Source organism: bacterium, assembly GCA_030693205.1.
Lineage (GTDB): Bacteria > Patescibacteriota > Minisyncoccia > JAHIHE01 > JAHIHE01 > JAHILZ01.
Map to the genome: position 1 here is coordinate 55,859 of JAUYBG010000005.1, position 11,765 is coordinate 67,623.

At 40.3% G+C, this 11,765-nt stretch carries 10 protein-coding genes and 1 other RNA gene; 7 read left to right on the top strand and 4 right to left on the bottom strand.

What is annotated here, in order from left to right; all coding sequences use genetic code 11:
* Window positions 1-2: 2 nt before the first annotated feature.
* The 4 genes from Q8N37_00535 to smpB all read right to left on the bottom strand — a co-directional run bounded on the left by Q8N37_00535 (window position 3) and on the right by smpB (window position 1,653).
* On the bottom strand, window positions 3-197 hold the full coding sequence (locus Q8N37_00535) for a 50S ribosomal protein L35 (protein ID MDP3056993.1): 195 nt from the start codon (window positions 195-197) through the stop codon (window positions 3-5).
* Between the two features lie 4 nt (window positions 198-201).
* The gene (gene infC / locus Q8N37_00540) at window positions 202-714 is read right to left on the bottom strand and encodes a translation initiation factor IF-3 (GenBank protein ID MDP3056994.1); all 513 of its coding nucleotides are present in this window, start codon (window positions 712-714) and stop codon (window positions 202-204) included.
* Between the two features lie 39 nt (window positions 715-753).
* Window positions 754-1,184, bottom strand: a transfer-messenger RNA (tmRNA) gene (gene ssrA, locus Q8N37_00545).
* A gap of 19 nt (window positions 1,185-1,203) precedes the next feature.
* The gene (smpB, locus tag Q8N37_00550; protein MDP3056995.1) at window positions 1,204-1,653 is read right to left on the bottom strand and encodes an SsrA-binding protein SmpB; all 450 of its coding nucleotides are present in this window, start codon (window positions 1,651-1,653) and stop codon (window positions 1,204-1,206) included.
* 159 nt (window positions 1,654-1,812) lie between these two features.
* On the opposite strand from smpB, the gene Q8N37_00555 reads away from it, so the two are divergent.
* The 7 genes from Q8N37_00555 to tgt all read left to right on the top strand — a co-directional run bounded on the left by Q8N37_00555 (window position 1,813) and on the right by tgt (window position 11,738).
* Window positions 1,813-3,015: a glycosyltransferase family 1 protein gene (locus Q8N37_00555; GenBank protein ID MDP3056996.1), complete on the top strand. Its 1,203-nt coding sequence runs from the start codon at window positions 1,813-1,815 to the stop codon at window positions 3,013-3,015.
* Between the two features lie 27 nt (window positions 3,016-3,042).
* Entirely contained in the window at window positions 3,043-3,366 is a 324-nt protein-coding gene (locus Q8N37_00560) for a pilin (protein ID MDP3056997.1), read from the top strand.
* A gap of 167 nt (window positions 3,367-3,533) precedes the next feature.
* On the top strand, window positions 3,534-3,725 hold the full coding sequence (locus Q8N37_00565; GenBank protein ID MDP3056998.1) for a hypothetical protein: 192 nt from the start codon (window positions 3,534-3,536) through the stop codon (window positions 3,723-3,725).
* A gap of 135 nt (window positions 3,726-3,860) precedes the next feature.
* Entirely contained in the window at window positions 3,861-7,424 is a 3,564-nt protein-coding gene (locus tag Q8N37_00570; protein ID MDP3056999.1) for a class I tRNA ligase family protein, read from the top strand.
* A gap of 1 nt (window position 7,425) precedes the next feature.
* Complete coding sequence (gene recO / locus Q8N37_00575; GenBank protein ID MDP3057000.1) at window positions 7,426-8,070, top strand: DNA repair protein RecO; 645 nt, start codon at window positions 7,426-7,428, stop codon at window positions 8,068-8,070.
* Between the two features lie 73 nt (window positions 8,071-8,143).
* Complete coding sequence (locus Q8N37_00580) at window positions 8,144-9,883, top strand: hypothetical protein (GenBank protein ID MDP3057001.1); 1,740 nt, start codon at window positions 8,144-8,146, stop codon at window positions 9,881-9,883.
* 631 nt (window positions 9,884-10,514) lie between these two features.
* Window positions 10,515-11,738, top strand: a complete 1,224-nt coding sequence (gene tgt / locus Q8N37_00585; protein ID MDP3057002.1) for a tRNA guanosine(34) transglycosylase Tgt — start codon at window positions 10,515-10,517, stop codon at window positions 11,736-11,738.
* Window positions 11,739-11,765: the final 27 nt, after the last annotated feature.

Below are 11,765 nucleotides of genomic sequence, written 5' to 3' on the forward strand. Positions count from 1 at the left end.
AATTACTTATACGGCATCATTTTTTTAATGCCTCTTTCGTATTTTGGCAATAGGTCGGAATCTTTTCTTTTTGATCTGGTAGTTTTGCCGGTTTCTCCGGCGTTGAAATGATCCTGTCCAGCCTTGCGATGGCGAAGCTTGTTGGTCGGCGTGATCTTAAATCTTTTTGCTACCGCTTTTATTGTCTTTAATTTCATAAATTTATTTTTTAGCTTTTGATATTATTGCGATCAATCCCCATGATTGGCGTTTTGGCCTTTGTTCCATTATTATTTTTCCCGTAAATTTCGGATTGGAGTTTATTATTTGCAAGAATTCATTTACTTTTTTTTCAGCCAGATCGGCATGCGCTTTTTCGCGGCCTTTCATCAGGAGGTCGATCTTGATTTTTGATCCTTCATCCATAAATTTTTCGGCTTGCCTGGCTTTGGTTTCCATATCGTGCAGACTGATGCGCGGACTCAATCTTATTCCTTTCGTCTCGATCGTTTTTTGTTTTGCTTTGTGCTGGCGTTCCTGCTTGGCGATCTTATATAAATATTTTCCGAAATCCATTATCTTGCATATCGGGGGAATGGTTTTTGGCGAGACTTCGATCAGATCCAGCCCTTGCGCCTTGGCAAGGTTGATCGCTTCCAGAGTGTTCATTGGACCGAGATTTTTCCCCTCGCTGTCGATCACCGAAACTTCAGGAACTCTAATTTGTTCATTTATTCTAAATTTTTTTGCTATATTTTTAAAATTAATTATTAGGGGTGGAGATGGCGGGAATTGAACCCGCGTCTAGAAAGAAAACCTTAAAATTATCTACTGATGTAGTCTGTTCGTTGTTTTTCGGATCTTTGGTTAGTGAACAAACAAGAATACAAAGATCTTATGCTCGGTCTTTTCGGTGAAAGCTCGGAGCCGGGAGAATCCACCTATCCTAATTAATGACACCAGATAACCGACTATTAGGAGTTATCGGTCTGATGGGTCGTGAACCTTCAACTTGGCTTGTGGCCGAGTAATATTAGGCTACGGCGGCAGCAAAGCTAGGAACTGCAAAAGCTTGCGCTACTGCAGACTTAACTTTACCAATAAGTGTTTTGGCACTTAAGTTTGATTCTAAAAGTTTTACGAGGTTTTAGAATACTCGATCAGCAATTTTAAGTTTCAGCTTCCTATCGAAGCCGGTCATCCCCAAGCGCTGCGAACAAAGCGTCACTTTCCGCGCAAGGCTCGCTGGATATTTCTTTTGGATTCTCGTTCACCAATCGCCGCGCGCTTGTCGAACTGCTTCTTTCCGCGCGCTACAGCAAAGGAAACTTTAATTTTTCCTATTGTGTTAGTATATACCGAAAGTGGTATCAGTGTCAAGCCTTTTTCCTTGGATTCTCCAATTAAACGGTTGATCTGATTTTTATGGAGAAGGAGCTTTCTGGTGCGGGTCGGCTCGTAGTTCAGAGGCATATTTTTGGGCTGATAATGCGAAATATGGGCGTTTAAAAGAAAGGCTTCGCCGCCGATGATGACGACGTAAGCGCCTTTTAGGCTGATATGGCCCAGTCTCGCGGCTTTTACTTCATACCCGGCCAATACCAAACCAGCCTCGAATTTATCCAGGATCTCATAATCAAATGTCGCTCGTTTGTTGGTGGCTAGTGTTGGCATATAGTTTTTTAATTACTTTAATACTACCGTAAAAAAGCGATTTTGACAATTAAATATTAAGGCACTGAATTGAATTTTTCTTTTAGTTTCATTGACGTTTCACTCAAAAAATGTTAAATTTAACATAGGAGTTGTCTATAAATTCTTAATTCTAAACCTATGCGCATTGGCATTGACGCTCGCACAATTTTAAATCCCGAGCTTGGCGAAGCGATCGGGATCGGCCACTATACTTTTATGCTGATCCGCCATTTATTGAAAATGGACGCGGATTTTAAAAATGGAAAAAATGAATACGTTTTATTTTTTGATAATCGCGTAAGGAAAAAAGATATTGAACGGTTTAAGATTACCGGAGTAAAGATCGTTAACTTTCCTTTTTCTTCGTACCGAAGGTATTTGCCGGGAGTTTATTCGGAAATTTTGGTTAACGCGATGTTTTCGCGCGAGAAGCTGGACATTCTTCATTCACCCGGCGGTTCAATCCCGTTGTCTTATCGTGGCAAGACAGTAGTGACGGAATCCGGCATCGGTATTCGCAAATTCAGCGATATGTTTCCGCCTTATCAGAGGTTGAGTGCGTCTTTCGCCAAATCTATTTTAGTCAAAACAAATCATATCATTGTTAATTCCTGGGCGGCGAAAAAAGACACGATTGATTGCTTTGGCATTAAAGCGGAAAAAATAACCCCGATATATAAAGGCGTTGATCAGAGGTTTTTCGATAAGGTTAGTCAAAATGAAATTGCCAGAGTAAAAGAAAAATATAAGATCAAAGGCAGATATTTCTTGTTTTTGAGCACTATCAAGCCGATCAATAATTTGGTTGGGTTAGTCAGGTCTTTTGCCGAAGTGCGCGGAAAAATTCTCAAAGACGCGAAGGATACGCATTTTGCGCTGGAGAACGATTGCTCCAACTGCCAGTTGGTTTTAGCCGGCAAGGAAGGGTGGCTGAGCGCCGAAGAAGTGGCGGAAACGGCCAAAGAACTGCAAATTGAAAAAGATATTATTTTAACCGGCTATGTTCCGCCGGAAGATCTGAATGGAATTATCCAGGGAGCGGATCTGTTTTTGTTCCCGCCATTTTATGAGGAATTCGGCGCGCCGGCCCTAGAAGCGATGGCTTCCGGAGTGCCGGTCATAGCTTCGAGAATTCCGTCGCTGGAAGAAATTTTGGGAAATGGCGCGATATTTATTGATCCGAATAATACTGATCATTGGGCGCGAGAAATTGTTAGCCTGATCAATAACAAAAGCCGCCAGAGCGAACTTATCCGGCTTGGCGCGGCGCAAGCAAAAAAATATACTTGGGAAAAAACGGCGGAAGAAACGCTTAGGGTTTATAAAAATATTGTAAAGTAGTTGTTTAAGCGGCTATTTTTTGCAACGATGACAGAATTTTTAGAAAAAAACATAAAAAAACTTAAGAAAATTGCCGGATCCTCATTATTCGCGGCTCTGCCTCTAGAACCGGTTACGATGAAGCCGATGGCAAACTTGATCGATTCGCTTCTTAATACTATTTTGGCAATAGTTGCCGGCCTTGGAATTTTGTTTTTGATCATCGGCGGCATAAGATACATCAGAAGCTGGGGAGATTCCGACCAAATGGAAAAGGCGAAAAAAATGATCACTTATGTGATTATAGGTTTGGTAGTGATTTTAGTGTCTTATTCCGTGATAGCTACTTTGGATACGATAATTAACGGATAGTTGACAAAATGCAAAATTAGTTTATGATTAATTTAAACAAATTACAGGAGGAATAAAGTATAAAAGGAAAAAATAACAATATTGTTTCTCCTATTGTGGATAATGGGGGAAACGGAAGAAAAGTAGCATATTGTCCTCATCATGAAATGATATTATGCAATGAATTTATGGCAAAAAAAGGGTGTCTTAAAAACTGCAATCATGTAATGACGGTAAAAAAGAAGTATATACATAAATTAAAAAAATATACAAGAACGACGGATATAGACACAAAACTGCGTGATCTGCAAAATACCGTAAATAATGGCATAAAAGTGGATTATGATTATTGGAATGCAGTTCTGTATAGCAGGCATTGATTGTCTGCTTATTTTTTTTGACCAAATTGTTTTTTTCAGTTAAACTAAAAGAAGTATTAAAAGTAATTCACCCCGTTAAATAGGTTGCAATACAACCTAAAATTCTGAAGGATTTTATTTAACAGGGTAAAATATATGAAAAATAAAGCGGAACAAAAGCAAAAATCTGAAGTGGCGCTTCGGGAAGAAGCGATTTTGAAATTTTGGGAGGAAAACAAGATTTTTCAAAAATCCGTCAATCAGCGTTCGGGATCAAAAGAATTCGTTTTTTATGAAGGTCCGCCGACTGCCAACGGGAAACCCGGAATTCATCATGTTTTGGCGAGGTCTTTCAAAGACATAGTCTGCCGTTATAAAACAATGCGGGGATATAGGGTTGAGCGGAAAGCCGGCTGGGATACGCATGGGCTTCCGGTAGAGCTTCAGGTGGAAAAAGAATTAAAAATTTCTTCTAAGCCTGAAATAGAAAAATATGGCATTGAAGAATTTAATAAGAAATGCAAAGCGTCGGTTTGGGAATACAAAGACGAGTGGGAACGCCTGACCAAGCGCATCGCTTTCTGGCTGGACTTGGAGCATCCTTACATAACTTATAGCAACGAGTATATTGAATCAGTTTGGTGGATTCTGTCGGAAATTTACAAAAAAGGCTTGCTTTACGAAGGCCACAAAGTTGTGCCGTATTGTTCGCGCTGCGGCACGGGGCTCTCGAGCCATGAAGTGGCGCAAGGATATAAAAAAATACCGGAAAAATCCGTATATGTGAAATTCAAAGTCAAAAGCCGGCTGGGCACGGGGATTGTCGTCGTCAACGAAAAAGGCGAGATATTGTTGGGGAAAAGGATCAAAACCGGTCAATGGACTTTGCCCGGAGGAAAAGTGGAAAAAGGCGAAACATACGAAGAAACGATCGTACGCGAGACCAAAGAAGAAACAGGGATTGATATCGAGATCGTGAAAACTTTGGGATTGGCCGAAAGCATAATTGACGGCGCGCATTGGCGGTATCAGAATTTCATCGGCCGCGCAAAAGGCGGGGAATTGAAAGACGAAAAAGGAAAGATCGAAGGCTGGAAATGGATCGCGCCGGATAAATTGCCGGAAAATATTTACGAGCCGAGCGGAAAAACCTTGAAGCTTTTTTTGGCTGATAAAAAAGGGATTATAAGTGATGTCTTGGTGCATGAAAATGATTCCACATATTTTTTGGTTTGGACCACTACGCCGTGGACTTTGCCGGGAAATGTGGCACTGGCAGTAGGAAAGGATATTGATTATGTAATAATTAAGTATTTTGGCAATAAATCGTCCAGAAGTATCATTGGGAGCGGGAATAGAAAAGAAGGATTAACTGAATCTACAATATTAGCTCCAGGTAATTATATAATAGCCAAAGATATTTTACAAAAAAACTTGGAATCAAATGCGGGGCTTATAGAAATCAGATATTTGTTCGGTAACATTGATGTGTTTAATGAGAATTTAAGGAAGCATCCTGCGCATCAAGATCTTGACGGTTTATTAAAAGCATATAATTTTGATGTTATTAAAGGATCTGAACTTGTCGGTTTGGAATACAAACAATTATTTGATTTTGTAAAACCGGACCCGCTTTCTCCGTCAGTAGGCGGATTCAGCGAGGCAAGTAAGCCTGCATTTCGAGTCGTGGCTGGGGATTTTGTGACCACGCAAGACGGTTCGGGCATAGTTCATATTGCGCCGGCGTTTGGCGAGGATGATATGCGAGTGGCAAAAGAAAATGATTTGCCGGTTTTGATGACTGTGAATTTGCAAGGCAAATTTATTCCGGAAATTACTCCATGGGCGGGAAAATATGTGGCCAGAGAAGAAACCAATAAAGAGATTATTACCGAATTGGACAAGAGAAAAGTTTTATTCAAAACCGAAGATATAGAGCATGATTATCCTTTTTGCTGGCGATGCAATACGAAACTGATCTATTACGCCAAAAAATCTTGGTTTATTAAGATGTCTGATCCGAAAATCAAGAAAGCTTTGATCGAAAATAACGAAAAAATAAACTGGATACCGGAACATATCAAGAAAGGCCGGATGGGCGAGTGGCTCCGCGAAATAAAAGATTGGGCACTGAGCCGCGAGCGCTATTGGGGAACGCCGCTGCCGATTTGGAAATGCGCCAAATGCGGAGATGATAAAATAATCGGTTCGATCGCGGAACTGGAAAAATTTGGCGGTAAGAAACTGGAAGACTTGCACAGACCGTTCATAGACAAAGTTATTTTTAAGTGCGATAAATGCGGCGGCGAAATGAAGAGGATCACGGACGTGATTGATTGCTGGTTTGATTCCGGCTCAATGCCTTTCAGTCAATGGCATTATCCTTTTGAAAACAAAGAATTAGTCGACCCTTCGACAGGCTCAGGGCAGGCTAAAGGCAAGAAATTTCCGGCTGATTATATTTCCGAAGCGATCGATCAGACAAGAGGGTGGTTCTATACTTTGCTGGCGATTGCCACGCTTTTGGGAAAAAGCGCGCCTTACAAGAATGTCATAACTTACGGCCATATTCTGGACGCGAAAGGCCAAAAAATGAGCAAATCCAAAGGCAATGTCGTCAGTCCATGGGAAGTGGCTGATAAATATGGCATAGATATTTTGCGCTGGTATTTTTATACGGTCGGCGGACCCGGAGAGCCGAAGCGTTTTGATTTCAAGGATCTTAATGAAGTGCAAAATAAATTTTATCGCACTTTATGGAATTCATATCAATTTTTTAAGACATACGCGGGCAAAGCCAAAAGCCAAAAGCCCACAGCCAAAAATCAAAATTTATTGGATAAGTGGATTGTTTCGCGGCTCAATGAAACGATTTTTGAAACGACAAAACTTTTGGATGATTATGATATTATTCGCTCGGCTCGTCTTATCGGCGATTTTACGGATGATCTGTCGAATTGGTATATCCGCCGCTCACGCGACAGGATGCGGGTTGAGGAATCCGCGGCCCTTTGGACGCTTTTGGCGGTCTTGAGCGAATTGACAAAGCTTGCCGCGCCTTTCGTGCCGTTTATTTCAGAAGAAATTTATCGAGATATTAAAACAGGCGGTTCTCCGGAAAGCATTCATCTTTCGGATTGGCCGAAAGCCGATGAAAAATTAATTGATAAGAAATTAAACGAGGAAATGAAATTAGTCCGTGAAATTGTTACTTTGGGTTTGGCCGCGCGCGCGAAATCAAAAATTAAAGTCAGGCAGCCTTTGGCCCTGCTGGAAGTTCAGGGAACGAAAGAAAAAATAAAAGCCGACTTGTTGGAATTAGTAAACGATGAATTGAATGTTAAAAAAGTAGCTTTTGTTTCTGAGGTTAGCGCAAAGAGCGGTTGGATATCGGAAACTAATGGCCGGATTGCAATTGCGCTTGATACAAAAATCACCGATGAACTTAAAGAAGAGGGAGTTGTTCGCGATATTGCGCGGCATATCCAGACAATGCGCAAAGACTTGGGTTTGACCAAGGAAGATTTGATCGAAGTTTTTTACGGAAAAAACGGAAGTGCGGGGAAAATTTTCGCCAATGCCAAATGGCAAAAATATATCAAAGAAAAAACCATTACGAAAAATATCGATAAATATGAAGAAGGCGGAAAATACGATATGGAAAAAGATTTGGAGATCGAAGGCGAAAAAATTAAATTCGCGGTTAAGAAAGTGAAATAATATGGAACTCCCTTATTCGCAGGAAGGTATAATTTTAGCCAGCGATTATTATAAAGACAGGGACAGGATACTGACTGTCTATACCAAGGATATAGGCAAGATCCGCGCTATTTGCCGCGGGTCAAGAAGCATTACTTCAAAACTGGCGCCGCACTTGAAAGTGCTCGATTACGTGGATTTAATGCTATTTGACGGCAAGGCCTTGATCACTATTACTAAGGCATCCGAGATCAGATCTTTCCGGAATTTAAAAAACGATTTTGAGCGATCCGCGATCGCGCTATACGCGGCGGAATTGGTTAATATTTCGACAATAGAAAGATTACCCGATCAAAAAATTTTCAACCTTTTATTGGATCTGTTCGAGTATTTAGATTCGAAAAGCATTGGTAAAAACGCAATACCTGCCAGTGAAGAAATAGTATTGGCGTTCAAGTTGAAGCTGCTGGATATTTTAGGATTGCGGCCGATGGAGATAGCGGAAGACCATAAAGATGGTTTAAGAATAATCGAGGAAGGTTTTTCATATTTGGAAAATATTGGCTGGCAAGCGATAGGGAAGGAGAAGCTGGGAAAGCTCTTGGATCATTCGCTGGAAGATATACTGAACAGGCAAGTGATGAGCTTTGGCAAGTTTATTTGTTGATAATTATTTTTTAAAAATAGAAGAAAGTGATATAATAAGTAATAGTTATAAAGCTTCTAAAGCAATAATAAACATGAAGAAAATCTTTTTAGGAATAGCGATTCTGGCTATCGTCGGTCTTATAGCGGGAGTGGCTTATCAAATTTTTTATAAGAATCAAAAAGCTTTTGCCGAATCCAATACCGTTGTGAAAATTTTTGGAACGGAAACTTTGGATGTAGGGGGAGAAACTGATATAGAGATTACCTATAAAAATGACAATCGGACAAATTTGAAAAATGCGGTTTTGTCTTTGAGTTATCCCGCGGAAGGGTTTAGCGATATTAAAGATAAATCCGGTTTTGGCAAGATAAAAGGTTCGCAGATAGTTTGGGAGCTGGGAGAAATTTCTGCCGGTTATGACGGATCGGTTAAAATTTCCGCAAAAATTACCGATGTTAACGCTAATGTGATATCCGCTTCGCTTGATTATGATCCGGAAAATTTTAATTCCAGTTTTTCAGCCAAAGCCAATCATAGGTTTAACGTTAAAATAGCCAAAGTTTCTGTTAATTTATTTGCGCCCAAAGAAGCGGTCGCGGGCCAGGAAATTAAATATATTTTGACTTATACGAATGCCACGGCGATGGATTTTGAAATGATCAGGATAAAACTCAATTATCCTTCCAGTTTCGTATTTACAAGCAGCAATCCTTCCGCAACGCAAGCGCCGGATACTTGGGAAGTGTCTGGTTTTACTCGGGCTTCAAGCGGGCAGATAGAGATTATCGGGACATTAAATAGTTCGGAAGTGGAAACTAAAATAGTCGGGGCGGTGATCGAGCAGAGAAACAGAGACGGAAAATATATTTTTAATAATGAAATAAGCGCCAACACCAGCTTGATAGGTTCGCCTTTTGTTGTTGTTCAGACGGTCAATGACAAAGAGAATTATGCCGCCGATATCGGGGAAACATTGAATTATAAAATTAAGATCAGGAACTTAAGCAATACTAAGCAGGAAAATCTTATTATTAGCGCGGTTTTGGATGGTCAGGCATTGGATTTTACCTCTTTGGTTGCCGAAAACGCCAATCTTGATCGGGCGCTTCACACTATAATATGGGATAGCAAGGTAAGAAGCGATTTGGCGGCAGTTGATCCGAATAAAGAAATAGAAGTTGAATTTAGTGTAAAGACCAATGGAAGCATTACGATAATGGACGGCAACAGCAAGAATTTTCTGGTAAAAAATACCGTTACTATTAAAGATGGAAATATTTTTAATGCTGACGGATTAAATAAAGTAATTGTTGCGGCCTCTTTTGAGACAAAGATCAACTCCAGTCCTGTTCTGTTTGTCAGAGGATATTTTAATGACGATGATCGCCTGAAAACTTCCGGGGTTATTCCGCCGAAAGTCGGACAGACTACCGCTTACAATATCCATTGGCAAATTTTAAATACGGTCAATAAAATTAAAAATGTAAAAGTTACGGGGGTTTTGCCGGCCAATATCAAATGGACGGGAAATATTTTTCCTCTCGACGCCAAGATCTTTTACGATATAAATACCAGGACCATTACTTGGGAAGCGGGCGATATAGAAGTCGGCACCGGAATAATTTCGCCGTTGAAAGAGGTGTTATTCCAAGTAAGCGTTGCGCCGACTATCAGCGATGTCGGAAATTATTTAGTGCTGATCGATAAAAACTTCCTGAACGCTACTGATGAATTTACATTGAGTGAAATTGCGGTTACGGCCGAAGGCATAACTAGCCGTTTGCCGGATGATCTGAGCGTCACGCCCGAGGAAGGGAAAGTGGCGCTATAAATTTGACAGATTTTTTATATATGCTAATATATTTATAGATTAGTGAAATTTATGAATTATACGCAAAACAACAATTTCTTTTTCTTTTTTACACCGTCCTAAGGCAGGTTGTTTATGCGTATAAGTTAAAGAGAAAAAAGATTCAGAAGATTACGCGAACAAGCCTGTCGAGGGCTGTTTTTTTGTTGCCTCAAACGGAAGATTTTAGAAAAAAAAGTTTTCCGCCTGCGGCAAAAATCGCGGGATAAGATTATTGTCTTATCGATTAAGTATAAGGAGGAATTGAACCTTGAAAACAAATGTTAAAATAGAGTCTGAAGATGCAATAAAAAGCTTAGAAGCTATGGTAAAAAGGTTTTCACTAAAAGCCCAAAGAGCTGTAAAATTCAAAGATACAAGGTCGCAAAACTATAATACTAATAAAGTTGCGGGGCTGAAACTAAAAATCAAATACCTGAGAGATAAATAGCAGGAGGACAAAATGGAAGAAATTATTATAGAGGTAAAAGAAAAAGAAGAAAAAATAAAAATAAAAATCGTGGAGCATAAATTTATGTCTTCTCTTTTTTTGCCAAAAAGCCGGAATTAGTATAATGTATTATGTATCGGGCATTAAGTAAAATACCAGTATATGCAATTTTTTAAAATTTTTAAAAAATCCAAACAATCAAAAGCGAGACGCGGAAGGATAAGCACTTCTCATGGAGTTGTTAATACACCTTGTTTTATGTCGATTGCGACGCGCGGGGCGGTAAAAAATATAACATCGGACGAATTGGAAAAGATCGGCACGGAAATCCTTCTTAGCAATACTTATCATCTGTATTTGCGGCCGGGCGAAAAACTCGTGAAAAAGGCCGGGGGGTTGCATAAGTTTATAAACTGGAAGAAACCTATTCTTACTGATTCTGGAGGTTTCCAGGTTTTTTCGCTTGGGCAAAAGGCGCGGAAACAAAATTTTTCTACTGCGGAACTCGCCTCGCAAAATACTCGTCTCAGACAGTCCTCGCACGAAAAATTTATTCCCGCGCCTTTTCAAGGAGGAGTGAAGATAGAGAAGGAAGGCGTGGAATTCCGTTCGCCGATAGACGGAGCGAAACATTTTTTAACTCCGGAAAAATCCATGCAAATTCAGCTGGATCTGGGCGCGGATATGATCATGGCTTTTGATGAATGTACGCCATATCCGGCTACCAGAGAATACGCGAAGAATTCGCTCGATATAACTTATCGGTGGGCGGCGCGATGCAAAAAGTATTTTATTGCAAAAACCGCCAAAATGAAATCAAAACATTTTTTATTCGGCATAATCCAGGGTTCGACTTTCAAAGATTATCGCGAGGAATCGGCTGGTCAAATCGTCGGACTGGATACCGATGGCGTGGCAATTGGCGGAGTTTCGGTAGGCGAGCCGCCGGAAAAAATGCTGGAAGTTTTGGACTGGGTGTCGCCATATTTGCCGGAGGGAAAACCGCATTATTTGATGGGTGTGGGTTATCCTGATCAGATCGTGGAAGCGGTAAAGCGGGGGATCGATATGTTTGATTGCGTGATTCCGACTCGCAACGGCCGGCATGGAGAATTATTTGTTTGGTCCGCCAGTGGGCGGATTAAAAACGCAAGCGTTTTTAGAAATAAGAACTTTTATTCTTCAATTCATATTACCAATAAAAAATTTACATCGGATTTTGGTCCGGTTGATAAAACCTGTGATTGTTATACTTGCCGGAATTTCAGCCGGGCTTATTTGCGCCATCTTTTTATCACCAAAGAAAATTTGGGTTTACGATTGGCGACGATCCATAATCTGGCGTTTTATTTGGAATTGATGAAAAAAATCAGAAAAAACATTTGAAAGGTAGATAAAAAAAAGAGCGGTTAA

Bases quoted from the DNA above. Each gene is read 5' to 3' on its own strand.
- Q8N37_00535 (MDP3056993.1), bottom strand. From the start codon at position 197: ATGAAATTAAAGACAATAAAAGCGGTAGCAAAAAGATTTAAGATCACG.
- Q8N37_00560 (MDP3056997.1), top strand. From the start codon at position 3,043: ATGACAGAATTTTTAGAAAAAAACATAAAAAAACTTAAGAAAATTGCC.
- smpB (MDP3056995.1), bottom strand. From the start codon at position 1,653: ATGCCAACACTAGCCACCAACAAACGAGCGACATTTGATTATGAGATC.
- Q8N37_00565 (MDP3056998.1), top strand. From the start codon at position 3,534: ATGGCAAAAAAAGGGTGTCTTAAAAACTGCAATCATGTAATGACGGTA.
- Q8N37_00555 (MDP3056996.1), top strand. From the start codon at position 1,813: ATGCGCATTGGCATTGACGCTCGCACAATTTTAAATCCCGAGCTTGGC.
- Q8N37_00570 (MDP3056999.1), top strand. From the start codon at position 3,861: ATGAAAAATAAAGCGGAACAAAAGCAAAAATCTGAAGTGGCGCTTCGG.
- Q8N37_00580 (MDP3057001.1), top strand. From the start codon at position 8,144: ATGAAGAAAATCTTTTTAGGAATAGCGATTCTGGCTATCGTCGGTCTT.
- tgt (MDP3057002.1), top strand. From the start codon at position 10,515: ATGCAATTTTTTAAAATTTTTAAAAAATCCAAACAATCAAAAGCGAGA.
- recO (MDP3057000.1), top strand. From the start codon at position 7,426: ATGGAACTCCCTTATTCGCAGGAAGGTATAATTTTAGCCAGCGATTAT.